General features: G+C 61.3%; 26 protein-coding genes. 13 read left to right on the top strand and 13 right to left on the bottom strand.

What is annotated here, in order from left to right; genetic code table 11:
• Nucleotides 1–160: 160 nt before the first annotated feature.
• Nucleotides 161–1768: a fumarate hydratase gene (locus AC1DTN_RS19955; protein WP_477922254.1), complete on the top strand. Its 1608-nt coding sequence runs from the start codon at nt 161–163 to the stop codon at nt 1766–1768.
• A 15-nt stretch (nt 1769–1783) separates the two neighbouring features.
• On the opposite strand, the gene AC1DTN_RS19950 is transcribed toward AC1DTN_RS19955, so the two are convergent.
• Nucleotides 1784–2062, bottom strand: coding sequence for a hypothetical protein (locus AC1DTN_RS19950; protein WP_477922253.1), 279 nt, complete (start codon nt 2060–2062; stop codon nt 1784–1786).
• A 323-nt stretch (nt 2063–2385) separates the two neighbouring features.
• Here AC1DTN_RS19950 and AC1DTN_RS19945 point away from each other — a divergent pair, with 323 nt between their 5' ends.
• The gene (locus tag AC1DTN_RS19945) at nt 2386–3456 is read left to right on the top strand and encodes a GGDEF domain-containing protein (protein ID WP_477922252.1); all 1071 of its coding nucleotides are present in this window, start codon (nt 2386–2388) and stop codon (nt 3454–3456) included.
• Nucleotides 3457–3634: 178 nt separating this feature from the next.
• Here AC1DTN_RS19945 and AC1DTN_RS19940 read toward each other — a convergent pair whose 3' ends face one another.
• Nucleotides 3635–6058, bottom strand: coding sequence for a glucan 1,4-alpha-glucosidase (locus AC1DTN_RS19940; protein WP_477922251.1), 2424 nt, complete (start codon nt 6056–6058; stop codon nt 3635–3637).
• Nucleotides 6059–6232: 174 nt separating this feature from the next.
• On the opposite strand from AC1DTN_RS19940, the gene AC1DTN_RS19935 reads away from it, so the two are divergent.
• Nucleotides 6233–6964 carry an ROK family protein gene (locus tag AC1DTN_RS19935; RefSeq protein WP_477922250.1) on the top strand — a complete coding sequence of 244 codons (732 nt, stop codon included), beginning with the start codon at nt 6233–6235 and terminating at the stop codon, nt 6962–6964.
• A 55-nt stretch (nt 6965–7019) separates the two neighbouring features.
• Nucleotides 7020–7832, top strand: coding sequence for a class I SAM-dependent methyltransferase (locus AC1DTN_RS19930; protein WP_113323471.1), 813 nt, complete (start codon nt 7020–7022; stop codon nt 7830–7832).
• A gap of 48 nt (nt 7833–7880) precedes the next feature.
• Here AC1DTN_RS19930 and AC1DTN_RS19925 read toward each other — a convergent pair whose 3' ends face one another.
• Nucleotides 7881–8660: a class I SAM-dependent methyltransferase gene (locus tag AC1DTN_RS19925; RefSeq protein WP_477922249.1), complete on the bottom strand. Its 780-nt coding sequence runs from the start codon at nt 8658–8660 to the stop codon at nt 7881–7883.
• A 74-nt stretch (nt 8661–8734) separates the two neighbouring features.
• Between AC1DTN_RS19925 and AC1DTN_RS19920 the strand changes: the two genes are divergently transcribed.
• Nucleotides 8735–9589: an acyl-CoA thioester hydrolase/BAAT C-terminal domain-containing protein gene (locus tag AC1DTN_RS19920; protein ID WP_477922296.1), complete on the top strand. Its 855-nt coding sequence runs from the start codon at nt 8735–8737 to the stop codon at nt 9587–9589.
• Nucleotides 9590–9604: 15 nt separating this feature from the next.
• Here the strand turns inward: AC1DTN_RS19920 and chrA are convergent, their stop codons facing one another.
• The 3 genes from chrA to AC1DTN_RS19905 all read right to left on the bottom strand — a co-directional run bounded on the left by chrA (nt 9605) and on the right by AC1DTN_RS19905 (nt 13522).
• Entirely contained in the window at nt 9605–10816 is a 1212-nt protein-coding gene (gene chrA, locus AC1DTN_RS19915; protein WP_477922294.1) for a chromate efflux transporter, read from the bottom strand.
• Between the two features lie 161 nt (nt 10817–10977).
• On the bottom strand, nt 10978–11883 hold the full coding sequence (locus tag AC1DTN_RS19910; protein ID WP_477922248.1) for a DMT family transporter: 906 nt from the start codon (nt 11881–11883) through the stop codon (nt 10978–10980).
• A 148-nt stretch (nt 11884–12031) separates the two neighbouring features.
• A complete protein-coding gene (locus AC1DTN_RS19905) occupies nt 12032–13522 on the bottom strand; it encodes a DUF1254 domain-containing protein (protein WP_477922247.1) in 1491 nt (496 codons plus the stop codon).
• A gap of 302 nt (nt 13523–13824) precedes the next feature.
• Between AC1DTN_RS19905 and AC1DTN_RS19900 the strand changes: the two genes are divergently transcribed.
• The 4 genes from AC1DTN_RS19900 to AC1DTN_RS19885 all read left to right on the top strand — a co-directional run bounded on the left by AC1DTN_RS19900 (nt 13825) and on the right by AC1DTN_RS19885 (nt 16111).
• Nucleotides 13825–14451: a LysE family translocator gene (locus tag AC1DTN_RS19900; RefSeq protein WP_477922292.1), complete on the top strand. Its 627-nt coding sequence runs from the start codon at nt 13825–13827 to the stop codon at nt 14449–14451.
• Nucleotides 14452–14568: 117 nt separating this feature from the next.
• Nucleotides 14569–14988 (top strand): hypothetical protein, encoded by a 420-nt coding sequence (locus AC1DTN_RS19895; RefSeq protein ID WP_113323476.1) that lies wholly within the window; start codon nt 14569–14571, stop codon nt 14986–14988.
• 10 nt (nt 14989–14998) lie between these two features.
• Nucleotides 14999–15571 carry an OmpA family protein gene (locus tag AC1DTN_RS19890; RefSeq protein ID WP_442205916.1) on the top strand — a complete coding sequence of 191 codons (573 nt, stop codon included), beginning with the start codon at nt 14999–15001 and terminating at the stop codon, nt 15569–15571.
• 165 nt (nt 15572–15736) lie between these two features.
• Nucleotides 15737–16111 (top strand): HIT family protein, encoded by a 375-nt coding sequence (locus tag AC1DTN_RS19885; RefSeq protein WP_477922245.1) that lies wholly within the window; start codon nt 15737–15739, stop codon nt 16109–16111.
• Between the two features lie 18 nt (nt 16112–16129).
• Here the strand turns inward: AC1DTN_RS19885 and AC1DTN_RS19880 are convergent, their stop codons facing one another.
• Together AC1DTN_RS19880 and AC1DTN_RS19875 are read right to left on the bottom strand one after the other, a co-directional pair.
• Nucleotides 16130–16504, bottom strand: coding sequence for a MarR family winged helix-turn-helix transcriptional regulator (locus AC1DTN_RS19880; protein WP_477922290.1), 375 nt, complete (start codon nt 16502–16504; stop codon nt 16130–16132).
• 94 nt (nt 16505–16598) lie between these two features.
• Entirely contained in the window at nt 16599–17045 is a 447-nt protein-coding gene (locus AC1DTN_RS19875; RefSeq protein WP_477922243.1) for a MarR family transcriptional regulator, read from the bottom strand.
• A gap of 85 nt (nt 17046–17130) precedes the next feature.
• Between AC1DTN_RS19875 and AC1DTN_RS19870 the strand changes: the two genes are divergently transcribed.
• Complete coding sequence (locus AC1DTN_RS19870; RefSeq protein WP_477922241.1) at nt 17131–18948, top strand: chloride channel protein; 1818 nt, start codon at nt 17131–17133, stop codon at nt 18946–18948.
• A 59-nt stretch (nt 18949–19007) separates the two neighbouring features.
• On the opposite strand, the gene AC1DTN_RS19865 is transcribed toward AC1DTN_RS19870, so the two are convergent.
• On the bottom strand, nt 19008–19268 hold the full coding sequence (locus AC1DTN_RS19865; RefSeq protein ID WP_477922240.1) for a hypothetical protein: 261 nt from the start codon (nt 19266–19268) through the stop codon (nt 19008–19010).
• A gap of 7 nt (nt 19269–19275) precedes the next feature.
• On the bottom strand, nt 19276–19476 hold the full coding sequence (locus tag AC1DTN_RS19860; RefSeq protein WP_477922239.1) for a hypothetical protein: 201 nt from the start codon (nt 19474–19476) through the stop codon (nt 19276–19278).
• A 238-nt stretch (nt 19477–19714) separates the two neighbouring features.
• On the opposite strand from AC1DTN_RS19860, the gene AC1DTN_RS19855 reads away from it, so the two are divergent.
• Nucleotides 19715–20554, top strand: coding sequence for a DUF4118 domain-containing protein (locus tag AC1DTN_RS19855; RefSeq protein WP_477922238.1), 840 nt, complete (start codon nt 19715–19717; stop codon nt 20552–20554).
• 12 nt (nt 20555–20566) lie between these two features.
• Here AC1DTN_RS19855 and AC1DTN_RS19850 read toward each other — a convergent pair whose 3' ends face one another.
• Complete coding sequence (locus tag AC1DTN_RS19850) at nt 20567–20794, bottom strand: hypothetical protein (RefSeq protein WP_477922237.1); 228 nt, start codon at nt 20792–20794, stop codon at nt 20567–20569.
• A gap of 203 nt (nt 20795–20997) precedes the next feature.
• Between AC1DTN_RS19850 and AC1DTN_RS19845 the strand changes: the two genes are divergently transcribed.
• Nucleotides 20998–21162, top strand: a complete 165-nt coding sequence (locus tag AC1DTN_RS19845) for a hypothetical protein (protein WP_439015157.1) — start codon at nt 20998–21000, stop codon at nt 21160–21162.
• Between the two features lie 189 nt (nt 21163–21351).
• On the opposite strand, the gene AC1DTN_RS19840 is transcribed toward AC1DTN_RS19845, so the two are convergent.
• Nucleotides 21352–21663 carry a hypothetical protein gene (locus AC1DTN_RS19840; protein WP_477922235.1) on the bottom strand — a complete coding sequence of 104 codons (312 nt, stop codon included), beginning with the start codon at nt 21661–21663 and terminating at the stop codon, nt 21352–21354.
• Nucleotides 21664–21902: 239 nt separating this feature from the next.
• Between AC1DTN_RS19840 and AC1DTN_RS19835 the strand changes: the two genes are divergently transcribed.
• Nucleotides 21903–22283: a VOC family protein gene (locus tag AC1DTN_RS19835; protein WP_477922234.1), complete on the top strand. Its 381-nt coding sequence runs from the start codon at nt 21903–21905 to the stop codon at nt 22281–22283.
• A gap of 7 nt (nt 22284–22290) precedes the next feature.
• Here AC1DTN_RS19835 and AC1DTN_RS19830 read toward each other — a convergent pair whose 3' ends face one another.
• The gene (locus AC1DTN_RS19830) at nt 22291–23037 is read right to left on the bottom strand and encodes a sulfite exporter TauE/SafE family protein (RefSeq protein WP_477922233.1); all 747 of its coding nucleotides are present in this window, start codon (nt 23035–23037) and stop codon (nt 22291–22293) included.
• Nucleotides 23038–23083: the final 46 nt, after the last annotated feature.

Genomic DNA, 23083 nt, shown 5'->3' with positions numbered 1-23083 from the left:
GAACAAGAGACCTCTCGCCTCGACACGTCGCCGTCAATTCTCAGAAACGCCACTCCTGCCGCGGCATTTTTGACAACAATCCGGCGCCTTCCGCGATTGCTTTTACCCCCAGCCAGTTTTAGACCGGTTCCAAAAATATCCCACCAGAAAGGTCACTTCGATGGCTGACGATCTCTTCCCCCTCGGCGCCGACACCACCCCTTACCGCAAGATCAGCAGCGACTATGTCTCGGTCGACAGCTTCAAGGGTCAGGAGATTCTGATGGTCGACCCTGAGGGCATCCGCCTGCTCGCCGAAACCGCCTTTGCCGACATCAACCATCTGCTGCGCCCCGGCCATCTGAAGCAGCTCGCCTCGATCCTCGACGATCCGGAAGCGACCGACAATGACCGTTTCGTTGCCTACGACCTCTTGAAGAATGCCAATATCGCCGCCGGTGGTGTGCTGCCCATGTGCCAGGATACGGGCACGGCGATCATCATGGGCAAGAAGGGCCGTCGCGTGTGGACCGAAGGCGGCGATACGGCTGCTCTCTCTAAGGGCGTGCTCGACGCCTATGAGAAGAAGAACCTGCGCTATTCGCAGCTCGCCCCCATCAAGATGTTCGAGGAGAAGAACACCAAGAACAATCTGCCGGCGCAGATCGATATCTATGAGGAAGGCACCGATGGCTACGACTTCCTCTTCGTCGCCAAGGGCGGCGGCTCGGCCAACAAGACCTTCCTCTTCCAGGGCACGCCCTCACTCCTGTCGCATGACCGCATGCTGGACTTCCTCAAGGAGAAGATCCTCACGTTAGGTACGGCAGCCTGTCCCCCCTACCATTTGGCAATCGTCATCGGTGGCACCTCGGCCGAGATGAACCTGAAGACCGTCAAGCTCGCCTCCACCCGCTACCTCGACGAGCTGCCGACCGAAGGCTCCGAAAATGGACACGCCTTCCGCGACATCGAGATGGAAAAGGAGATCCACAAGCTGACGCAGAGCCTCGGCGTCGGCGCCCAGTTCGGCGGCAAGTATTTCTGTCATGACGTGCGCGTCATCCGCCTGCCCCGCCATGGTGCCTCGCTGCCGATCGGCCTCGGCGTCTCCTGTTCCGCCGACCGCCAGGCCAAGGGCAAGATCACCCGCGATGGCATCTTCATCGAGCAGCTGGAAACCGATCCGTCCAAGTACATGCCCGACATTGACGAGGCGAAGCTGTCCGAATCCGTCGTGCGTGTCGATCTGAACCAGCCGATGGCCGATATTCTCGCCGAGCTTTCAAAGCATCCGGTCAAGACGCGCCTGTCGCTATCGGGCACGATCATCGTCGCCCGCGATCTCGCACATGCAAAGATCCGCGAACTGCTCGAAAAGGGCGAAGGCATGCCCGACTATATGAAGAACCACCCGGTCTATTATGCCGGCCCGGCCAAGACGCCCGCCGGTTATGCCTCCGGCTCCTTCGGCCCGACGACCGCCGGCCGCATGGATTCCTATGTCGACCAGTTCCAGTCCTTCGGCGGCTCCATGGTGATGCTCGCCAAGGGCAACCGCTCACGCGCCGTGCGCGAAGCCTGCAAGAAGCATCAGGGCTTCTATCTCGGTTCCATCGGCGGCCCGGCCGCCCGTCTGGCGCAGGACTGTATTCGCAAGGTCGATGTGCTGGAATATCCCGAACTCGGCATGGAAGCGGTCTGGAAGATAGAGGTGGAAGACTTCCCGGCCTTCATCGTCATCGACGACAAGGGCAACGACTTCTTCCAGGAGCTGAACCTCGGCTGAGACTAAGGCTGCTAGCTATCGCACAGAGACCGTCTCGGCCGGATCGATATGGGCCGCCGTCATGGGCTGGATTACGGGTCTTTCCATGGCGGCGATATCGGATGCGCTGAGAATATCCTCCGCCTCTACGCTGGCGAGGATATCCGTGCTGAAGATGCCGTTGAAGAAGCCAGTCTGCTGTAAAAGAAAAGCGCAGCCGGCAATGATGGCGAGCGCAAGTATGGCGGGCGACGTGTGGCGAGGCGATTCCATGATCTTCATGCCTTCGACAGGGGACCGCGATCCGATCCCCATAAATCCGGTCTCTTGAGACAGAATCTGTCGCCTCGCCCTGCCCGCCAGTAGACCAGACCAAAGATACCGACCGTCAACAAAACGAAAACAATCCCTGAAAAGAGAAAACGATTGAACTTTTTTGGGGCACCTCGCGCATAAGAGGTGTCTCCGTTACAGTCGAACTTACAAATATTTCAGAAAAATCATAGGGCTGATCGTAGTATTGATCCCCATCAAACTTATCGTATGTAATCTTTGGTATATGTCGCTTTAATCATTTCCCAAGAAATCTAAGATAACAAATAGAAGATTGCTTAAGAATTGGATGAGGAGTTGCCGGAATGAATACGGCCGTTGCGCCCAAGGTGCAGGTTCCCGATGTGGCGGGTCAGATCACCTATGCCATGCGCTCCATGGGCGTTGCACCAATTCCCCGCAATTACGAACTCTTCTACGAAGCCTATATTGGCTCCAACCCGGCGCTCACCCGTGACCTTGCTGCGCTCGGCAGCCAGGCGACGCAGGCCGAGCTCGACGCTCTCGGCACCCAGCATTGCTCCCACACTGCACCAGCCAAGATCTTCGATGATGCCCACAGTCGCATTGCCGGCGAGCTGGAAGGCCTGCTGCGCRTGCTGCGCCAGGAGCAGACCTCGCTCGAAAGCTATAACCGGCTGCTGAACGAAACCTGCAAGCGCATCAGCTCCAAGAGCACGACGAGCGCCGATCTCATCGAAAACGCCATCGACCTGCTCACCCAGGCAACCGGCGATACGATCACTCACGGCGAAAAGACCGTCGAAGACATGGTCCAGCGCTCGCAGGAGATGGATCAGGTCCGCAAGGAACTCGACGAATACAAGCGCATCGCCAATACCGACTCTCTGACGCGCCTATCCAACCGCCGCGCCTTCGACGACCGGCTGGCCGCCGTCTTCAACAATCCGGCTTTGCGCCCGGTGACCGCCCTGCTCTTGGCCGACATCGACAATTTCAAGAAGATCAACGACACCTACGGCCAYCCGGTCGGYGACAAGGTTCTGGCGACGGTCGCCTCCGTCATCCGCACCAATGTCCGCCGCGATGTCTTCGTCGCCCGCACCGGCGGCGAGGAATTCGCGCTCATCATCGACGGCAACACGCTGGACGAAGTGACAGCAGTCGCCGAGCGCATTCGCCGGACGCTGGAATCCACCCCCTTCAAGAATTCCCGCACCCGAGTCAATTACGGCCCGGTCACTGTCTCCATCGGTATCTGCATGGCCTCGCACGCCGACGACGCCGGCGAACTCTACTCCAAGAGCGATATCGCGCTTTACAGCGCCAAAAACGCCGGCCGCAACTGCACCGTCGTCTATGAGGACGGAATGCAGAAAGAATTCACCAAGAGCTGGCTGATCTACAAGTCCTGATCCCTGGGTCTGGACTTTAGTCCTGATCCCCTGGGTCTGGCTTTTGGTCTGATCCCAAGGTTTTTCGGAAATACTTCCGGAAATACAGAGAAATTGGAACAAATCCCTTTAGCGGCCGGAAACGGCCGCTTTTCTTATTGGCTGGAATTCCGCGAGACTGGCGGAAATGGGTCCCGCCTCAAACCACCTCAATTTGAAAATCCACACCCTCCCAGCGCTGCGCATCCTTCCAGAAGATCGTGAAGTCCATCATGCCGGGGTCGAGCGCCTGCGTCGGCAGGTCGAAGACATGAGTGCCGAAGCCGGTGTCGTGGCATGGGCTGTCGGCGGCGCTTGCCCAGCCGTCGGTGGACCAGCGTACCAGAGCAGGCTCGGGCAGTTCGATGCGGAGCCGCCGGCCCGCCTGCATCTGGTCGCGTCGGGCCGTCAGCCGCCAGGAGAACGGTGCCGGCGCCGGCTTTGCTGCGACATAGCGGGCAAAGGTCTGGGGCGGCATGTCGAAGATCACGCCGTCGCGCAGCGAGCGCAGCAGCTTGATATGTTCGGCATGCGCCCAGACGAGCGGCATGGCGCTGCCCGAGGGTCGGCCGAGGAAAAGCTCGCGCTGCGGCACGTCTTCGCTGTCCCAGATCTGTTCAGGCAAGAGCCCACCTTCGCTTGCCGAAGCTTCCAGCGCAGCAAGCATCCGCTGCGCTTCGTCCGCTCGCCCGGCGGCGAGTTCATAATGGGCGCGCTCGCCGGTCAACAGCGGCCAGAGCCTGCCGACACCGCTGCCGGCAAAGGGCGCACCGCCGATGCGCTCGCCATAGCCGTCGTCATTGTAGCGATACCAGTAGGGACCGGCTGGAAGGTCGCGGCGCAGCTCCGCATCGATTGCCGCGACTGTGCCGAGCATGCGCGGATCGTCGGCGGCGCGGAGGCCGAAGCGCACCAGCGCCAGCGCATCCGGGCTTATCAGCAGGTCCGCTTCAAGCACCTCGCCGAGATCGTCCCGATTGCGGATCGGAATGAAGTCACGCCGCAGTGACAGGCTGCCGTCGGTCGCCGAGGCGATGCGCACATAATAGCCTTCGACGCCGAGACGGCGCGACAGTTCGGTATCGGTGGCGTAGGTCCATTCCTCGATGCGCTCGTTCCAGCCGTCGGCGACCTCGCGTAGATAGTGCGCCGCATCCAGCCGCCCGGCCGCTTCCACGGCATCGGCCGCCGCAAGCAGGCCGGCGATCTCGACGGCGAGCGTAAACGGCGAGTAGCCGGCATCCTCCTCCCAGCGATCCTCCTGCGTGGCGGGGCCGTTTCTGACGATATAGCCCGCAGCCGCCTCGACCATGGGCAGATAGCGTCCTCTCTCCGAGGCGTCGATCGCGCCTGAGCGCAGCAGCATGTCATAGAGCAGGATCGGAAAGGCCGTCTCATCCATCTGGATGCCGTACCAGTAGGGCCTGCCGTCGAGCCAGGCATTCTGCACCCAATGGCCGTCCGCTTCCTGGATGACGGCGAGATAGTCGAGCACGGAGCGTGCATCCGCTGTGGCCCCGGCCGCAAGCAGACCGCCCGCCGTTTCCACCAGATCGCGCGTCCACACCAGATGATAGCCGCCAAGGTCGTCATCGCCCTTGCTGAAGCCCCAGGGGATGGAAAGGCTGGCGATGATGGCGCCGGAGGCGTCGTCGCGGTGCGTGGCAAGCACGCCGGTGCTGACGCGGTAGCGGTTGAGCTTGTCAGGATCATGCGGTTCGTCGAGCGCAAGCAAGCCGGCCTGCCACTCCCGCCAGCCGCTGCGATAATGTTTCAGCGCCGGTTCCGTGCCCTGTTCCAGGCTGAGCAGCGTGCGCAGGGCAGCTTCCTCCGGCTGCGTGCCGAAACCGATGGCGATCAGCGCCCTTCCCTGGCCAGCTTGGCCCTCACCTGCCTGCATATCCAGTGTTCCTGACAGCGCGACATTCCCTGATGTGGCGCAGCTGTACTCCTCATTCAGCCCCTCGCCGCGCGACAGCGTCTGCCAACCGTCGGAAATGCCGACATAGCCCACTGAACGCGCAAGCCAGGGCACCGAAGCGGCAATGGCGAGCGACCGCCCGGACCCCTCGGCAAAGAGCATCTGCCTGCCCTTGAAATCATCATACCAGCCGTTGTTGTCGGCGCCGCCGTTGACGAGATGCGGGGCGACAAGCGCATGCAGCCGGTAGTCCGAGAGATTGCCTATCAGCGCTTCGAAGCGGATGTCCTGCAGCACCACCTCGCGCTCGGGGTCTGAAAAGATGGTCTTGGTGATGCAATAACGCCCGTCGCGGGCGGTATTGACGAGACGAAAGGCAGGAACGCCGTCCTCGATTGCCTGTACGCTGTGATCGGCGTCGCGCTTCTCCTCGGAGAAGTAACCCTCGGCGGTGACAATGAAACCGAAATCGCGCACGCAGGCCATATCGAGCCGTGGGGCGTAGATCTCATTGAGGATGCCGTGGCTTGCCGTGAACCAGACGCAGCTCGCCGAACTGACGGCGGTACCAACAGCGCTCTTGTCGCTGGACGTCCATCGGGGCTCGATGCCCGGCGCACCTGGCGGCTCGACGGAACCGGGTGGTCGTGTCGGAAAGGCCAAGTGCTGTTCCTCTGCTCTATTTGCTCGTCTTCCCTGCCATCCTGAGATGAAATTAAGCGATCCGCAATATACCGGCTTGACAGCCGGCTACGATCTTGCGCCCGATAGAATAGCGCAGGCCCTATAGAATAGTGCGGGAAGGAATAAGCGTACAGCCGGAGAGGAGCGCCAACCATGGCTGACACAATGGAAGAAAAGCAGACGCGTGAGCGAGCCAAGCCGAAGGTTGCGGCGCCGGCCGGCCGCATCGTGCTCGCCGTCGATATCGGCGGCTCGCATGTGAAGGCGGAACTCAGCAGCGGCAGCGAGAGACGTGCGGTCGTATCGGGGCGCGCGATGACGGCGGCGAAGATGGTGACAGCCCTCACCGATCTGACCGCCGACTGGCACTATGATGTCGTCGCCATGGGTTATCCTGGCCCCGTCGCTGCCCACCGCCCCGCGGCTGAACCGTTCAACCTCGGCCCGGGATGGAAGGGCTTCGATTTCGAAAAAGCCCTCGGCAAGCCCGTGCGCATGGTAAACGACGCGCTGATGCAGGCGATCGGCAGCTACGAGGCCGGCCGTATGCTCTTTCTTGGCCTCGGCACGGGCCTAGGCTCGGCGATGATCGCCGAGAACGTCTGCATGCCGCTCGAACTGGCGCACATGCCCTACAAGAAGGCGACATTCGAGGACTATGTCGGCGAACGAGGCCTGGAAGGTCGCGGTAAGGGAAGATGGCGAAAATCGGTCTTCGACGTCGCCGACCGCCTGGCTGCCGCCCTGCTGCCTGACTATATCGTCATCGGTGGCGGCAACGTCGAAAAGCTGAAGGATCTGCCGCCCAAATGCCGGCGTGGCAGCAACGACAACGCCTTCCGCGGCGGCTTCCGGGTCTGGCTGGACGAAAGCCTGCGGCTGTGAGCGGCAGTGAACCCGATGTGATTGAAGCCCTATTGGGCGGCGGAAGGTGACGACAATGCTGGAAAAGGACAAGCTGTTCGTCGGCTCGATCCCGGAAAACTACGACCACTATATGGTGCCGCTGATTTTCGAGCCCTTCGCCGTGGATCTTGCCCGGAGAGCGGCTTCCCTGTCTCCCGGCGTCGTTCTGGAAACCGCAGCAGGCACCGGGGTCGTCACCCGCGCACTGGCGCCGAAACTGTCGTCGGGCGCACGCTATATCATCAGCGATCTCAACCAGCCGATGCTCGACTACGCCGCTTCGCAGCAAGGCTTCGATAGTCGCCTGGAATGGCGCCAGGCGGATGCTCTGGCGCTGCCCTTTGAAAATGCCGCCTTCGATCTCGTCTGCTGTCAGTTCGGCGCGATGTTCTTCCCGAACCGCATATCCGGCTACCGCGAAGCAAAGCGTGTCTTGAAGCCCGGCGGACATTTCCTGTTCAACGTATGGGACCGCATCGAGGAGAATGTTTTTGCCGACGATGTGACGAATGCCCTTGCGACGATGTTTCCGGATGATCCGCCGCGCTTCCTGGTCCGCACGCCGCACGGCTATCATGACAAGGCGCTGATCCGCGCCGAGCTGGAAGAGGCAGGTTTCTCCCATGTGGTGATCGAAACGAAAGCCGAACAAAGCCGCGCATCCTCGCCCCGGATTCCTGCCCTCGCCTATTGCCACGGGACAGTCCTTCGGAGCGAAATCGAAGCCAGAGCCCCGGGAAAACTGGACGTTGCGACCGATTGTGCCGCATCCGCGATTGCCGACCGGCATGGCGACGGTGAGATTGCCGCCAAAATTCAGGCCCATGTCATCATGGCAGTGGCCTAGAGGTTCAACATCTTGACCGGCCGGATTGCGGTTTTGGGCACAGGCAGATCACAACCTGATCGAGCCCCAGACCAGTTTCGTCCGGACGATGAAACTCAGTTTTCGTTCGCGAGCATAGGGAGCCAGCATCTCGCCGAGCTCTCCGTCGAACTCGTTCATCCTGCCGGCCAGACGGGATGGCGCGAACGTATCGCGCGAATGCTGGCAGCGAATGAAGTCTTCCACGCTTTGCTCGAATGGAGCGGAGTGGAAATGCTCGGAGCCTTCGACGTCGAGGAACGCCTTGTRGGCCGACCAGTCCTCTCGCTTGCCAATGGGATCGAACGCCTCGCCCGTTATGGCAGGAACCCATCTGGTGAGAAAAGACTGCCAGCCCGCCTCCCAGGCCGGTTGGAAAGGCGCATCTCCTGATACGACGGCCACCCGGTGATCGGCGGCGGCGTAGGTTTTCAGCCGTGCGAAAAGGCGCTTGTGATCCATCCAGTGGATGCTGGCAGCGGCAACGATGAGATCGGGACGATCGGGGATATCGACATCTTCGGCGAAACCGACGATCCAGTGAAGATTGCGTGCGCGCCCCTCCTCCAGGCTCTGACCGAGCTCGACCATGTGGCGGGAGGGATCGACGGCTATGACCTTTTCGAAATGCCGCGAGAGCGGCCGTGAAATCTTGCCGGGGCCGCAGCCTATATCCAGCAGACAGCTGCGCTTAGGCGCGATGGCAAGCAACTTCCCGTAGATCGCCTCGGGATATGGCGGACGGTAAGGATAGTTGCTGACGACATCGGCATCCTCGAAAGAGGCCCCTGCACGCGCATGCTCGACCATGATAGGCTCCGTCCTCAGTGACAGTCGAGAACCATCCGATAATTCAACAAGATGTCAGCATGGTAACAAGCGCGATGGACAGCTGCAAAATCGAACGGCTCGAAGGCCGGGTAAACGGCGCATTCGTCTCCCGGCCCGATGCGAATGAGACCGGTGTCGCCGTGCTCAGCGGTTCCAGCGGCAGGGTCGATATCGATCGTGCGAGATTGTTTGCCGGGGCCGGCGCGAAAGCACTGGCGCTGCAATGGTTCGGCGCAACGGGGCAATCGCCCGGCATTTGCGAAATCCCGCTGGAAACCTTCTGTGACGCCACGGACTACCTGATTTCGCGGGGATGCCGGCGCATCGTCTTCGTCGGGACATCGAAAGGCGCAGAGGCGGCCTTGCTTGTCGCCACCCTGGACCCGCGCGTGAACGCTGTTATAGCGATCAGCCCGAGCTCGGTTGTCTGGGGCAATATCGGGCCCGGCAAGGACGGCAGAGAATGGCCCGAACGTTCATCCTGGACCTGGAAGGGAGAGCCGTTGGAATTCGTCCCCGCCGATCCCACCTGGGAGCGGGACTATCGCGATGGGTTGGTGTCCTATCGTTCCTTCTTCGAAAAATGCCTGGGGACCGACGAGCAAACGCTGCGGCGAGCGCAGATTCCCATCGAGAAAGCCACCGCAGACCTAGTCCTCGTGGCCGGCGGAGACGATGCACTCTGGCCGTCAGAGAGCTTTGCGCGTGAGCTTGCCAGCCGGCGCGAAAAAGGCGGCAGGCCGCTGTCACTGCTCGTTGACCCCGAGGCGGGTCATCGGGTGCTGCTTCCAGGCGAGACGACGCCCCGCTCCAGCCTTCGCGCCCATGGCGGCAACGACGCGGCGGATGCTAGGCTTGGCCTGATGGCATGGGAGGCGATAGAAGCCGCCTTGTCGCCAAAGGATTGACTGGCCCGATACGGTTCAGGCGGAAAGCTGCAGCAGGATCGCACTTGCTGCCATCAGCACCACGACGATCCATGGCGGCGCCTTCCAGACCACCAGCAGAAGGAAGCCGGACAGGGCAAGAGCAAAATCAGCCGATGTAAGGACCGCGCTTGTCCATACCGGATTGTAGAGTGCGGCACCCAGCACGCCGACCACGGCGGCATTTGCACCCCGCATGGCCGCCTGCGCCAGCGGATAAGTGCTGAGCCTGTCCCAGAAAGGCAGGGTGCCGACGAGCAGCAGAAAGCCCGGCAGAAAGATGGCGGCCAGAGCGATGGCTGCGCCCGCGATACCGTTGGGAGCCGGCCCCATCACCGCCCCGAGATAGGCCGAAAACGTGAAAAGCGGACCAGGCACGGCCTGTGCGACACCGTAGCCGGCGAGAAAGGCGTTTTCCGAAACCCAACCTGGCCTCACGACCTCCGCCTCGAGCAGCGGCAGGACAACATGGCCGCCGCCAAACACCAGCGCGCCCGAGCGATAAAAGGCATCGAAGAGGCGCAGCCCCTGCCAATCCATGATGGAAACGATAAGCGGCAGTCCGAACAGAAGGAGCAGGAACGCCAGCAGGCAGGTGACGCCTGATGATCGCGATATACCGAACGAAAAACTTGCCTTGTGCTCGATGGCGGCCTCGCGACAAAGCACGAGCCCGGAAACCGCACCCAGCACGATGGCTGCGAGCTGGCCGAACGCTCCCCCCAATGTCACGATGAAAATCGYGGCCAGCGCGATGCCTGCGCGCGGCTTGTCGGGCGTCAGCGATCGTGCCATACCCCAGACGGCTTGTGCCACGACCGCGACGGCAACGAGCTTCAATCCGTGCAGCAGGCCCTGTCCGAGAGGATTGTCGAGCGCGGTGGCGGCAGTTGCGAATATGATGAGGATCAGCGCGGACGGAAGCGTGAATGCGCTCCACGCCGCAAGCGCCCCCAGCGGCCCGCCGCGCAGCAGACCCATGGCGAAGCCGACCTGGCTCGATGCGGGACCGGGAAGAAACTGACAGAGGGCGACGAGATCGGCATAACCCTTCTCGTCGATCCATTTGCGACGCGTCACGAGCTCGTTGCGGAAATAGCCGAGATGCGCGACCGGTCCGCCGAACGAGGTGAGGCCAAGCTTCAGGAAGGCGCCGAAGACTTCCGCAGGCGTACCTGCCGGTGGAGCCGCCGTCTTCTCCTCGGTCATTTCTTTTGCATCCACGCCAATATTCCCCCGCTGCGCCGACCCGTATCCTCATCATTAATGACAGCGCGATGACAACAGGCGATTTTCGATTTTTGTCGAACAAGCGATTGCGGATCCCGCGCTCGTAGCTGGCGGGGCCATCATGAAGATGGCGGCGCGGATTAGACCGCCTGACGGACCCGCGCTCGGGTGGGCAGTGTCATTGCGATGACACCGGCCATGACGCAGGCAAGCCCAATGCCTGCCGTGGAGGACAGCGTTTCGCCGAGGAAGACGACACCGATTGCAACGCCGATCGGTACCCTCAGATAGGCCTGAGCCGTGGCGCCGACCGAACCGAGCGTCTGCACGAGGCGGAAATAGATCACAAAGGCAAGCGCCGTCGAAAAGACAGAGAGGGCAAGGAGAGCGAGGACGGAATGCAGGCTCGGCTGCAACGTCCAGGGACGATCGGCGATGACGCTGACCGGGATCAGGATTACCGCCCCCGATATCAGCGAGCCGGCAGCTGGCATCATAGGATCGAGCCCCCTGAAATTCCGGCCGAAGACCGCGGCGCCTGCATAGCAGATCGTGGCGGTCACGATCGCGAGCTGCGCCCAGAGAGCATCTCCCATGCTGTCAAGCGCTCCGATACCGATGATCAGCGCGGTTCCGATCAATCCCGCCGATACACCGAACAGCTTGCGGCCTGTGAGGACCTCGTGCCGTGTGATCAGCGCCGTGATCAGAAAGGCAAAGATCGGCGTCGTGGAATTCAGGATTGCTGCAAGGCCGGCATCGGTCGTCCGCTCGGCCCAGGCGATCAGCGTAAAAGGCAGAACACTGTTCAGGCAGGCCTGGACCAGAAAGTAGACCCACATCTGCCGGTCGCGCGGCATCTTGAGGCCGCGCCAGCGGATGATAGCGAGAAGCAGCAGGCCGGCGACAAGCGTCCGTGCTGCCACCAGCGTCACAGGCGGGATGGTTTCGACGCCGATCTTGATGAAGGTGTAGGAGGCTCCCCAGAGCGTCGAAAGCGCCAGCAGCAGCGCCAGCTCTGTTGTCATCGTCGCCGTCTTTTCCATCGCAGTACCGTTCCTCAGCGTACAAAACCGACCGCCTGTTTAACGGCTGCGGGCGTGAAATGCTTCGATGCGAGCCGAACTGTCGATGGAAAAGAAAGGCTTGGCGGGGCGCGCTTGGATCATGGCGCGCCCGACACACTTAGCTTTGTCACTGAGCCGCGAGCGGAGCTGCTGGCGCCGCACGCGTCACCGGCGGCGGGTTCCACTTGCCGATCAGCGCGCTGCCCTTCGGCGCATAGAGCCTCATCGTCAGATTGTACGGGCCGTTCGGCGCCGGCAGCCAGTTCCATTCCCTGTCATTGCCGGGACTTTCCGTCTGGAAATAGAGGTCGAGCGAGCCGTCGGCGTTGAACTCGAACGGCATCCAGCTGCTGACAGCGAACCGATTGAGCGGATTGGCGACCTGGAACCCATCATTGTCATAGAGAGTGACCGACCAGAAGGCGTTGACCGGCGGAATATTCTCCTTTTCGAAATGGAGCGTGTAATTGCTTTGTCCATTGAGCGCGTTGCCGCTTTCATCCGCAAGGTTCAGCGGATAGATGGCGTCCTCAGGCAGATTGGCGCCAAGCCCCTGTTGCGCCACGATCGCCCGTTTCAGGTAGTAATTGCCGTAGACGCCCATCGTGTCGGTATTCATCGACCAGCCATTGACCACCCGTGCCAATGTCTTCAGCTTCCAACCCATGAGCGCCTGCGCATCCTGCGGCGCTGTCTTCAGCGCTTTCTGGACGACGGGATCGGCCTTGGACAGGTCAAAGCTCTTGCCGGGCTCGATGCCGATCTGCTTCATGCGGGCAATGATCGGCTGATCGGTGCTGTGCGGCGGATGAAGTTTCAAGAGTTCGGCAGCGTAAGCAAAATAATGTTCCGCCGAAGCTGTATCGGCCTGCGTCTTCGGTGGCGTCTTCATGTCGATGGAAGGGTTTATTTTGACCTCGGCCTGCTTGGCGCCTTTGCCCCATTGCGACAGCGGCGTGATCTTGTAACCGTCCTGGATCTTGTGAACGGCATTGTAGTCATCAGGGCCATCGGTTTTGGTGCGGCCGATGATCCAGACATAAGGCGTCGGAGCGTCGATCCGTTCAGTTCCCTCCGGCAGCTTGAATTCGCCGAACGTGTCGCGAAGCTCGGGCCTCCAGCCGGGCGAGGCGATCAGGAAGTTTCCGACTGATGTTCCGGTCGTTCGCCAGCCCGGCGCGGCAAACACATCCGTCCACATATCCAGCATCGGCAGGAGGTAATAGCGGCCTCCGGTATCCGGCGCGGTAACCACCACCGGTTCCTTGGTGAGATCAAGCCAGCCGCTCGAATAGAGCGTGTCGAAATTCGGCCGGACCACGGCCTTCATGTCTGCAGCCGGAAATTCGCGGACATTGGCGAACCGGTTGGCCGGACCGCCGATCGACCCCTCCTTCGGTTCCATATTGGTCAGCTGCTTGCGCGTGACGTCCATCGTTATCAGCGGATAAAAATAGACATAGGCTTCGATGCCGATCTCACGCGCTTCCTCTTCCGTCAGAGAAGCGGCAGCGGCCCTGGCCTCAGGTGCGGCCGGAATGGCCATCGAAGCAATTGCCAGGAAAGCGAACGACATAGGCGTTCGCAACAGGCGTCTGATCCCGATCTGAATTGTCATGTGCGTTTCCCCCCGAACGAAATGAAGAACCCAGCAGGACTCGATTGACGCCGGCGCATCTTTGGCAAGACAAGATGGCCAAGATACCGGCGACCTGCTGAGCGACCCTTTCATGCAAAGCGAAACATACCGGGCGTATATCCGGAAGTACGTTACAGTAAACGGCGCCGTAAATGGTCCGGATACATAGGTCTGTGTTTTGATCCGGAGCAGGATATTGGATTTGACCAAAGGCCCTTCCGCAAATATCCGCTGAATGCCATAACTCGATTCCGACGACGGTGGAGGACGACGTGACTGAAATGACGGTTCTTGCATTTGCGCTTGTGGCATTCATCGGCATCGCCACACCCGGCCCGACGGTGCTTCTCGCCCTGACCAACGGTTCGAAATTCGGGGTGCGCCGGGCGATATCAGGCATGATCGGCGCTGTCATGTCCGACTTCGTGCTGATCGGCGCCGTTGCTCTCGGCCTCGGTGCGCTGCTGGCTGCCTCGGAATTCTGGTTCACTGTCGTCAAATGGGTCGGCGTCTGCTACCTCGCCTTCCTCGGCGTCATGCTGCTGCGCTCGAAGGGAATGCTGGATGTATCGCTGCGCTCTGAAAACGGGAACGCATCCGCGTCGGCGGTGACGATTTTCCTGAAGAGCTTCCTCGTCGCCGTCACCAATCCCAAGGGCTATCTCTTCTTCTCGGCCTTTCTGCCGCAATTCATCGACCCCGCGGGCGCGCAGGTCGAGCAATATGCCGTGCTTGCTCTCGTCTTTGCCGCCATCGATTTCATGGTCATGTTCGGCTACGCTTTGCTCGGCTCGCAGGCCGTCCGGCTGTTGCGGAAATCGGGTGCGCTCTGGCTCGACCGGATCTGCGGCGGCGCCTTGCTGACGCTTGCCGGCTCTCTTGCGCTCTATCGGCGGGCGAGCGCGTAGCTGCCCTCCGATTTACAACCCGATTTACGGTAACGTACTTATCCGAGCACTCCCGATCTGCATTCAATAGCTCCCGAGAGGACGCCATTCCGGCGGCCGTAGCAGGAGGGTTCACGCATGCCGAGAGGATGGAGACTGATTGGCGCGGCGGCGATCGTCATCGCCTGGACTTGTGCCGCCAAGGCCGACACGATCAGCTATGCCGATGCGGTGACCGTGCTCGCAAAGGATTGCGGCGCCGATATCAAGAAACTCTGCAAGGGGCTGAACCTCGGCAATAACAGGATTGCCGATTGTCTTGCACAGAATGCGGGCAAGGTCTCGCCGACCTGCACGTCTACGCTTGCGAGCGTCGCAGCATCCATTCAGAAACGGGAACAGGCGCAGGCCTCCTATAGCAAGGTCTGCGCTGGTGACATGGCGCGGCGCTGCAATGGCGTCAAAGGCGATGGCTATATTCTTGCCTGTCTGATCAAGACGACGAAATATGTCGGAGCCCAATGCAATCAGGCAATATCAGATGCAGGCTGGAGATAAGGCCATGAGGATGAGAAAAACCGCCCTCGCCGTCTTTGTCGCAACATTGGCGATCCCTGCGCTTGCGCTTGCGCAGCAGGTCTCCGAACAACGCATCATCAACGGTCTCGGCAAGCTGCAGGGCGCCGCTCCGATCGTCGATGTCGAACTGTTGCGGCAGGAGGCCATGAACGGATCGGGCAAGCAGATGTCCGGCCTGCCGAACTGGAGCAAGGTGGCGCGCCTGCCGCAGATGGTGGTCGAAATCGCCTTTGCGAACGACTCCGTCGCCATCGAGCCCGAATCCTACCGCACGCTCGGCATGATCGCCGATGCGCTGCACCACCCGAACCTCTGGGCCTACAAATTCCTCGTCGTCGGCCATACGAGTTCGACCGGCAGCGACAAGCACAATCTCGATCTCAGCCAGCAGCGGGCCGAGGCGATCAAGGAGATCCTGTCGACCACATTCGCCGTCGATGCCAGCCGTCTATATGCCGTCGGTGTCGGCGAATATTTCCCGATCGAGGGCTCGAAATCGGAGGCGGCCAATAACCGGCGCGTCCAGCTCTACAATCTCGGCGTCTTCACGAAGCAGCCATGAGGAAGAGACCCAGCGTGCTGTCGGCTCTAACAGCCGGCAGCACGGCTATTTCTGGACAGCCCTGCCGGCTTCCGTGCTCGGATATCAGCCTGTCACATATACGTCGCCGCCGCGCGCTATTGCCCTGCTCGACGCAATGACTGAAATTGGTCAGGAATGATGCCTATGTGCCCCTTCTGTGCCGCAAACCGTGCGGAAAAAGCCCCGCCGCTTTTTTCCAACAACAGCTGCTATTTCCTGGAAACCAACGATCCGGTGCTGCAATGCTCCGGCATCATCGTACCCTTCCGGCATGTGGAAACGCCGTTCGAGCTCACATCAGAGGAATGGTTTGACACTTTCGACCTTCTGGAGAACGCTCGCACCCATCTCGATCGTGCCGAGCCGCACGGCTATAATATCGGCTGGAATGTCGGCGAGGTCGCGGGGCAGACTGTCCAGCACGCCCATCTCCATGTCATCGGTCGTTTTGCCGACGAGCCGCTTGCCGGTCACGGCATTCGCCATCGCCTGAAGCAGGCGAACAACCGGCGGGCCTGACTGCCCGATGACCTCACGCTAGCTCGGCCAGGGATCGGACTTGAGTTCGCCACCCGCCTGCAGGCTCTGCAGCATATCGATGAGTTTGGGCGCCATTTCCCTGATTTCGGTCAGATGAATGGCCGTCAGCCGCTTCAGAATGCTTTCAGCCTTTGCGGTCAGCTCCAGCGTCTGGCGGCGTTTGTCGGCCGGGTCCGTTTGGCGCAAGACATAGCCTGCGGCAACCAGCCTGCCGACGAGTTCGGTGGCCGAATGCGGCGCGATCAGCAGCCGTTCGGCCAGAATGCCGATCGTCATGGCGTCTTCGCCGCGGTGGCCGCGGATCGCAAGCAGCGCCTGATGCTGCTGCGCCGGCAGGCCCTCCTCCTGAGCGGCCGAGGCGCTGAAATCCATGAAGCGGCGCAGCGTGTAGCGCAGGTTGGAGAGCGCCTCGTAATCGGCATCCGTCAAATCGTTTTTTGGCGTCTTCACCTTGCGTCCCCTGCGATCATTGCATCCATGCGGCCACCTCCATCTGCCGGTGATCCTGCAGCATGCGCAGCGCCTGCATGAGTTCTGGCGCCATCTCGCGGATCTCATAGAGATGAGCGGGCGTTAGACGACGCAATAGCTCTTCTGCCTGTGCTGTCAACATGACTGCCGGCCGGCGCTTCTGTTTCGCGTCGATCGTGACATGGCCGGCCTCCTGCAGCGAAGCTGCAAGTTCTGCGGCCTCGGCCGGCGAAAGGAAGAGCTTCTCCGCAAGACCGGACAGGCTCATGCGGCCGCCGACGCCGAGCCCCTTGATCGCGAGCAGCGCCGGATGCTGCTGCCGCGTCAGGCCGAGTTTTTCGGCCGCCTTCCCGCTGAACTGGCGAAACTTGCGGATCCTGTATCTCAGATTGGCGAGCGCCTCATATTCGATTTCCGATAGAGCGCGGTCTACGTTCGGCATGGTTCCAACTCCTGATTTTGGCTGTTGATTTATATCGTACTACGATATATTTGCCACAAGAACGAAACCGTCAACAGGACCTGCAATGCCTCCCCAGAAAATCCCACATCGCCCCCATGATTTCATGGGTGGCCTCTCCCGGCGCGAGGCCGGGGATTTCACCACGGACAAGCGTGTCTTGGCCCTCGTCGGCATGGCGCTGATCGTCGGCACTGGCGGCGCTTTTGCCGCCTGGGTTCTGGTCAGCCTCATCTCGCTGGTGACGAACCTCGTCTGGTTCCACCGCTTCAGCATTGCGGCCGTTTCGATGGCGCAGGCGCCGCGCTCCGTGTGGATGGTTATCATTCCCGTCATCGGCGGCCTCGTCATCGGGCTGATGGCCCGCTTCGGCTCCGAAAAGATCCGCGGCCACGGCATTCCCGAGGCGATCGAGGCTATCCTGATCGGCGGCAGCCGCATGTCGCCGAAAGTGGCGATCCTGAAGCCGCTCTCCTCGGCGATCTCGATCGGCACCGGTGGCCCCTTCGGCGCGGAGGGCCCGATCATCATGACAGGCGGCGCGATCGGCTCGCTCTTTGCCCAATGCTTTCATCTGAGTTCGGCCGAGCGCAAGACGCTGCTGGTGGCCGGTGCCGCCGCCGGCATGACGGCAATCTTCGGCTCGCCGATCGCCGCGATCATGCTCGCCGTCGAACTGCTGCTGTTCGAATGGAAGCCGCGCAGCTTCATCCCGGTCGCGGTCGCGGCCTGCGTGTCGATCTGCTGGCGCCCCTTCCTGTTTCAGGCCGGGCCGCTCTTCCCGAAACAGTTCCACATGGACCTGCCGTGGTGGGGCATCCTGCTCTGCGCCGCTGTCGGTATCATCGCCGGACTGCAATCCGGCATCCTGACGACGCTGCTCTACAAGATCGAGGATCTGTTCGAGGCGCTGCCGATCCACTGGATGTGGTGCCCGGCGCTCGGTGGCCTCGTCATCGGTCTCGGCGGCCTGATCGAGCCGCGGGTGCTTGGTGTCGGTTACGATATCATCGACGGCCTGCTGAACGGCAGCGTCCTGCCGGCATCCGTGCTGACGATCCTCTTGGTGAAAGCCGCGATCTGGCTGGTTGCCCTGTCATCGGGCACTTCGGGCGGTGTGCTGGCGCCGCTGCTCATCTTCGGCGGCGCACTCGGCTGGCTGCTCGGCCTCTTCCTTCCCGGCGATCCCGGCTTCTGGGCGCTGCTCGGCATGGCCGCCATGATGGGCGGCACGATGCGCGCGCCGCTGACGGGCACCTTCTTCGCCGTCGAGCTCACGGGCGACGTCTCGGCGCTGTTGCCGCTACTGGCGGCGACCGTCTCTGCTTATGCGGTCACGGTCCTGCTGCTGCGCCGCTCGATCCTGACGGAGAAGATCGCCCGCCGCGGCCAGCACATCACCCGTGAATACGGCATCGATCCCTTCGAGTTCTCCCGCGCCCGCGACATCATGATCAAGGAGGTCGATACTTTCCCGGCGGATATGACGGTCGGTGACGTGACCCATTTCTTCATGGCGACGCCGAAGACCCACCGCGTCTATCCTGTCGTCGATGGCAAAGGCATCGTGAAAGGCCTGGTCTCGCGCGGCGATGCGCTCCGCTGGCAGCAAGATGGCACGCTTGCCGACCAGACGCTCGGCGATCTCGTCTCCGACAGCTCACTGCCAACAGCCCATCCCGACGATACGGTCGGTTATGTCGCCGATCTGATGCTGGCGACCGATGCCGGCCGCATTCCGATCGTCGATGCAGAAAACGGAGAGTTGCGCGGCCTCGTCGCGCGCAAGGATCTGCTGCGGCTGCGCCATTCACTGCGGGCCACCGAGACGGAGCGCCGGCCTTATTTCGGATCGCGCCGGCAGGTGAATGAAGGGCGCACCTGAGCTCAAGGCCTGACGGTATCAGTGGAAGCCGCCGTCAGCCTGTGACGGCGGACAGTGGCTCACTGCAGCAGATGCAGGCCGGCCGCGACAAAGGCAAGCCAGAGCGCTTCGCTCCAGTGGTTGAAGCTGCCGGCGTAGTAGCGCTGCCGTGTGAAGGACGCGACGATGATCATCAGGGCGGCGTAAAGAAGCAGGCACTTGGATACTGTTTCCAGCGTGTTCGACCGCACAAGGAGGGCGATGGCCAAAGCAATATAACACTTCCAGACGAAGCGCCCGACCGTCGCCTTCGATATATCGTCCAGCTCGATTGACTTCATCGTGCCGTCAGCCCGCGACCCAGAGGACGCAGGCAAGGCCGGCAAAGAAGACGGCGAGAACCAAGGTGAGCCTCAGGAATATCCAGAGATCGTCCGTGTGATCGAACATCACCTCGGTCCTGCGCTGCTGCGCGTTCAAGGACGGATGAGACGGAGCCACATGGCGCATGCGCGCCTGCATGTAATAAGCCCACCAACGACCGTACATCGCCATTTCCTTTCACACTTGTCCGAGCGGGCGAAGATCCGTCCGCATCCATGCAAAGCTATCGGTTCGGGCATATGTTTTCGATTGGAGGAGACAGGCAGCGGCATAAGCTTCGTATAAAGACCACGACGATCGCTCATCCCGCATCGGCCTTTATACGGCCCTTATAAAATTCCGCCTCTTTCCGCATGGAATTCAAATGCGAGGCAATCCAATTTCTTTCCAGGAGGATTCGATCATGTCCCCTGGGAAGAATTTCACTGCGCCGCACACCGAAGCGGCGATCGCCGACTACAATATCGAAGAGGGCCTGGACTTCTCGGAAGTGCCGCCGGTCGCCCGTTATGTTATCTGCCTCGTCATGACGGCGATGGCGACGGCCGTTGCGGCGGGCTTCGACCGTTACGAAGCCATTCCGAACCTGTCGCTCATCTATGTCATTCCCGTCGTCATCGGCAGCGTCTTGTTCGGCCTCGGGCCGTCGCTGTTTTCCGCTGTACTCGGTGCGCTCGCCTATAATTTCTTCTTCACCGAGCCGCGTTTTTCGCTTGCCGTGGCCGATACGGCTAATATCTGGGCGATCGTCCTGCTCTTCGTCATCGCCTGCATCATCAGCGCCATCACCGCCTGGGGACATCGCAAGGGGATCGATCTGGAGCGTACCCGCCGCATGCAGGCCGCGCTGAAGACCTATGCGGGAAAGATGGTGGCAAGCCGCTCGATGGAGGAATCCACGAAGCTGACGCTTGCTGCCGTCACCGGCTTCTTCCACTCGCCGGCCGTCGTCGTCTTCCCGGGTCGGGCGGATGGTGAGCCGGAGGTGCAAGGCGCAGAAAAGCTTTCCGCGATCGAGATCGAGGCGGCAAAATCGGCATGGAACTCTCGCCTCGCCGTCACCGGCGGCGTCTATCCCTATGACGAATCCCGCTTCGACTTCTGGCCGGTTGCGACGGCCTCCGGCCAGCAAGCCATCATCGGCGTCGCCTTCGATCCGGACCGGCGCCCCGCAAACCCTGATGGCATGATGGATATCGTCGCCCTCGTCTTCGGCACCGCGATCGATCGCTACCGGGCCTAGAGCCTTTCCTGGTTAGATTGAAGCATTCTGCCGGAGCAGGTTTTCGTCAGGGCAAAGGCGATTGGCGAAAGGCATACCCCTCGGTACGTCCGAGCCGATCGCCTTTGATCCTGGCGGAAAGATGCCCGGCCCTAGCTGGTTTGCAAGCAAACCACCGGGGTTGGCTGAAACGGGCCGCCTGATCGACCGGCCGGCTTGGCCGTAGATCTGGGCTACGACGCGCGCCGGCCGGTCGGCCATCCGACTCCGTTTGAGCCAACAGAAAGCTGCAATCTAACCAGGAAAGGCTCTAGTTCGAGAATTCGGGCGCAACTGGTGCCCGCAAGGGCGCTTCAGCGTTTACGCAGCTCTTATATTCCCTGCCCCGCAGCAATATCGATTTCATATGGGCTTTTCGGCAAAATCTCCCTGCAATCCTGTCGATGACATCAAGGAAGAAACCCATGTTCGGCCGCAGCGGCGTAACTTATCTGGCGCGTGAACGCGAAATCATGGCCGGCCGCACCCGAAGCCGGAAGATCTATCGGCACTTTCTGGTGAGCGTGATGACCGCAGGCGTGCTGCTTGTCCTGCTGGCGGGCGCAATCGCCATCCGGTTGGCCGGGTAGATGCGGCTGCAGCGCGCGGAGCCCGCCGCTACCGCTCGTCGTATCGCGCGGAGGCTTCATCGATCTCGTTTTGCCGGGAATTCGTCCAGTCCGTGAGATGCGCGAGTGAAACGAGCAACGATCGTCCGGCCGGGGCCAGCCTAACGGACCATCATGCTTGCACATGATGGTCACGGGTCTGGTGCCCTGTTAGCGGCCGAGCCAGCGATATTCCTCGATCGACGCCTTGCCGGTCTTCTTGTCGTAGAGGCAGATCAGGTTGACGTTCTTGACCTTGCTCTTGCCCTTGCCCATCGAGCCGCGCAGCAGCACGGCGACCTTGCCTGTCGCATCGTCGAAGACAACAGGAGCGGTCGCCTCAGGCGTATCCATGCCCGACTGGCCGATGCAGGTGCCGTTCACCTTGGCGAAGAGTGCATTCCACGCGGCATCACTGGAGGCGCTGGCATAGTGAGCCGAAGCCAGCATGGCGGTTGCCGCAATCGTCATTGTCTTGATCATTCTCAAACCCTCGTTGAACGGAAAGGAATCGCGCATCGCGTGGGGCCAGTTTAGTGATGAGCGAGCGGGGCCAAAAGAAGGCGGTGGATGCATCGCGTGGAGATGGTGTGCCGGGGCACAATGCCTTCACCTATCTCCCAAGGCTCCTTGTTCGTGATAACTTTTCACGTTGCCCGCCACCCGCCACCCTCTATTTCCAGGGGCACGGCGGGACGTGCCGTAACGGCCAGGAGATACTCGTGTTCCAGAAAATCGACTGCGTCATCCTCAGGGTCTCCGACTTGGACGAAGGCCTGGCCTTTTATTCCCACACCCTCGGCCACAAACTGCTCTGGCGCACGCCCGATGCCGCAGGCCTTGCCATGGCGGATACGGACGCCGAACTCGTGCTGCACACCAAAACCGGCCCGGAGGTGGATCTTCTGGTGCCCGAGCTTGCCCCTGCCCTCGCGCGTTTCGAGGCGGCCGGCGGAGAGCGGGTCTGCGAGCCGTTCGAACTGCCGATCGGCATGGCGGCTGTCGTGCGCGATCCCTTCGGCAACGTTCTGACCATGCTCGACCAGAGCAAGGGCACGTTCACGACCGACGCCGAGGGCAATGTAACGGGTGTGGAGCCCTAATGAAGTCTCAATGCGGCCCGAGGCACATTTCCGCGCCGAGCAGCAGGAGGCAGATGAGAAACCAGCGGCGGAAGGTTGCCGGTGCGATCCGACCGCGCAGCACCTGCCCCGCCCACATGCCCGCGAGCGCAGGCAAGATCGCAAGCACCGAAAGCGCAAGATTGCCGTTGTCAAAGGCGCCGCGTATGCCGAGGGACGCTGCAAGCGCAATGGTGGAAACCGTGAAGGACAGGCCGAGCGCCTGCACGAGATCATCCTTCGCAAGCCCCAGCGCCTGCAGATAGGGCACGGCCGGAATGACAAAGACGCCTGTGCTGCCCGTCACCAGTCCCGTCGCCGCACCGATGACAGGCGAAAGCCATGGCTCCATCGCCTCCGGCACCCGGAGCTGACGCGCAAACAGCGCATTGGCCGCGTAGAGCACAAGCGTTGCGCCGAGCCCCCGCGTCGTGAAGCTGGTATCGCTGCCCGCAAGCCATGACGAACCAAGCATCGTTCCCGCAATAATGGCTGTCATCATCGGCCAGAACCGCCGCAGAAGCGGACCGAAACCCGGACCAGCGAACAACTGCCAGATATTGGTGACGAAGGACGGCGCGATGAGAAGGCTTGCTGCGGTCAGCGGTGAGGTCAAAATCCCCAATACGCCCATTGCGACAGTCGGAAGTCCCATGCCGGTGACACCCTTGACGATGCCGGCGGCAAAGAAGGTGGCGGTGACGGCTGACATGAAAATGATGGAAAGATCGGACATGACGCGTCGCTAGCAGCTTCCGATATCGGCACAATGCGGAAGTTCC

It is taken from the genome of Rhizobium sp. 01T444, assembly GCF_056398305.1.
This window is presented reverse-complemented; position numbering and strand designations above follow the sequence as displayed.

Bases quoted from the DNA above. Each gene is read 5' to 3' on its own strand.
- AC1DTN_RS19950 (WP_477922253.1), bottom strand. From the start codon at position 2,062: ATGGGGATCGGATCGCGGTCCCCTGTCGAAGGCATGAAGATCATGGAA.
- AC1DTN_RS19910 (WP_477922248.1), bottom strand. From the start codon at position 11,883: ATGGAAAAGACGGCGACGATGACAACAGAGCTGGCGCTGCTGCTGGCG.
- AC1DTN_RS19875 (WP_477922243.1), bottom strand. From the start codon at position 17,045: ATGCCGAACGTAGACCGCGCTCTATCGGAAATCGAATATGAGGCGCTC.
- AC1DTN_RS19860 (WP_477922239.1), bottom strand. From the start codon at position 19,476: ATGTACGGTCGTTGGTGGGCTTATTACATGCAGGCGCGCATGCGCCAT.
- AC1DTN_RS19845 (WP_439015157.1), top strand. From the start codon at position 20,998: ATGTTCGGCCGCAGCGGCGTAACTTATCTGGCGCGTGAACGCGAAATC.
- AC1DTN_RS19955 (WP_477922254.1), top strand. From the start codon at position 161: ATGGCTGACGATCTCTTCCCCCTCGGCGCCGACACCACCCCTTACCGC.
- AC1DTN_RS19870 (WP_477922241.1), top strand. From the start codon at position 17,131: ATGCCTCCCCAGAAAATCCCACATCGCCCCCATGATTTCATGGGTGGC.
- AC1DTN_RS19935 (WP_477922250.1), top strand. From the start codon at position 6,233: ATGGCTGACACAATGGAAGAAAAGCAGACGCGTGAGCGAGCCAAGCCG.
- AC1DTN_RS19880 (WP_477922290.1), bottom strand. From the start codon at position 16,504: ATGGATTTCAGCGCCTCGGCCGCTCAGGAGGAGGGCCTGCCGGCGCAG.
- AC1DTN_RS19830 (WP_477922233.1), bottom strand. From the start codon at position 23,037: ATGTCCGATCTTTCCATCATTTTCATGTCAGCCGTCACCGCCACCTTC.
- AC1DTN_RS19865 (WP_477922240.1), bottom strand. From the start codon at position 19,268: ATGAAGTCAATCGAGCTGGACGATATATCGAAGGCGACGGTCGGGCGC.
- AC1DTN_RS19920 (WP_477922296.1), top strand. From the start codon at position 8,735: ATGGACAGCTGCAAAATCGAACGGCTCGAAGGCCGGGTAAACGGCGCA.
- AC1DTN_RS19930 (WP_113323471.1), top strand. From the start codon at position 7,020: ATGCTGGAAAAGGACAAGCTGTTCGTCGGCTCGATCCCGGAAAACTAC.
- AC1DTN_RS19905 (WP_477922247.1), bottom strand. From the start codon at position 13,522: ATGACAATTCAGATCGGGATCAGACGCCTGTTGCGAACGCCTATGTCG.
- AC1DTN_RS19885 (WP_477922245.1), top strand. From the start codon at position 15,737: ATGTGCCCCTTCTGTGCCGCAAACCGTGCGGAAAAAGCCCCGCCGCTT.
- AC1DTN_RS19890 (WP_442205916.1), top strand. From the start codon at position 14,999: ATGAGAAAAACCGCCCTCGCCGTCTTTGTCGCAACATTGGCGATCCCT.
- AC1DTN_RS19855 (WP_477922238.1), top strand. From the start codon at position 19,715: ATGTCCCCTGGGAAGAATTTCACTGCGCCGCACACCGAAGCGGCGATC.
- AC1DTN_RS19840 (WP_477922235.1), bottom strand. From the start codon at position 21,663: ATGATCAAGACAATGACGATTGCGGCAACCGCCATGCTGGCTTCGGCT.
- AC1DTN_RS19895 (WP_113323476.1), top strand. From the start codon at position 14,569: ATGCCGAGAGGATGGAGACTGATTGGCGCGGCGGCGATCGTCATCGCC.
- AC1DTN_RS19900 (WP_477922292.1), top strand. From the start codon at position 13,825: ATGACGGTTCTTGCATTTGCGCTTGTGGCATTCATCGGCATCGCCACA.
- AC1DTN_RS19850 (WP_477922237.1), bottom strand. From the start codon at position 20,794: ATGGCCGACCGGCCGGCGCGCGTCGTAGCCCAGATCTACGGCCAAGCC.